The following is a 1249-nucleotide window of genomic DNA, read 5'->3' as shown; positions in this document are numbered from 1 at the left end:
GGCGGGCGCGTTGCGGCGCGAACGCGAGCCACAGCGCGCCCGCCGCGGTCAGCGCCAGGCCGAGCCAGAGCAGCGAGATGAACGGGAAGTAGCGCAGCACCACCGTCGCCTGCGGCGTTTGCGGACCGCCTTCGAGCGCGGCCACGGCGGCGGCGGGGGAGACCCACAACTGCACGTCGCGCGCCCAGCCGCGTTCGATGAAGGGGTGCAGCACGTAGCCTGGGGAATCGGCATAGCGCGCGTAGCGGTAATCGAGGATCTCGCAGATTTCGCGCATCGGGCCGTCGTAGCCTTCGATGGCGCTGCGGCCGTCGCGGTACAGGGTCTGGCCGCTGGCCAGGCTCTGCGACGGCGTCAGCAGCTCGATGCGGGCGAAGGCGCGAAAGCCTCCGTCGCCGTCCGCGCGGCCGCCGTCGGCCGTGCGCTCGACCTCGACGCCGGTGACGCGGAAGGCGTAGCCGTGGTGGTCGCGCCGCCAATCGTCCGACAGGGCGACCACGTGCTGCGAGTAGCCGTTGAGCGCCGTCGACAGCAGGGCGCCCCACAGCGCGAGCATCGCCCCCACATGCACCAGCCCGACGGCTAGGGCGTGGCCTCCGGCGGCCGTCCTCGCCGTCCGGATGCTCCAGGCGCTCGCCGCCAAGGCCAGATAGGCGCCCGCCGCGAGGCTGGCGTCGATGCGCGGCAGCACCGCGACGATCCGCTGTGACAGCACCCCCGTGCCAGTGTATTCGCGCGTCAGCAGGCCGCCTTCGAGCCAGACGCCGCCGCAGGCGAGCGCCGCCAGCGCCAGCGACACCCAGCCCAGCAGCGGCGACAGGCGGCGCATGAAGAACCAGCCGCCGAGCAGGCCGATGAGGATCAGCGGATACAGCGCCGCCCGCGCCAGCGCGTAGCCGTTCACGTCCCACTGCGAGAAGGCCGCCCGCAGCGCCGGCAGCTCGCTGCCGCGCGCCCAGCCGGCCAGCGTGGCGAAGAAGGGCTTCAGGTCGTCCGGCCGCGGCAGTTCCTGGGCGCTGGCATGGAAGGCCCAGGCAAGCTGCGCGGCGGCCGCCACGGCGATGCAGGCGAACGCGTACTGGGTGAGACGCAGGCCCCACGCGGCGAAGCCCTGGCGCAGCGGCATCGGCGCGACGCGGGTGCGTCCGCGCCACCCGCGCCATCCCATTGCCGCGCCGGCGGCCGCGACCAGCGCGGCGAGGGCGAAATACGCCGGCGCGCTGGCCGCGCCGACATAGCGGTGCGAACT

The 1249-nt window shown here is 74.1% G+C and carries 1 pseudogene; it reads right to left on the bottom strand.

Annotated elements, in window-relative coordinates:
• A pseudogene (locus tag C666_RS19085) lies at window positions 1-1249 on the bottom strand (cytochrome c biogenesis protein CcsA); the annotation flags it as partial.

The organism is Thauera linaloolentis 47Lol = DSM 12138 (assembly GCF_000310205.1).
Taxonomy (GTDB): Bacteria; Pseudomonadota; Gammaproteobacteria; order Burkholderiales; family Rhodocyclaceae; genus Thauera; species Thauera linaloolentis.
The sequence above is the reverse complement of the archived record's forward strand: the minus strand, read 5'-3'. Positions and strand labels throughout refer to the sequence as shown.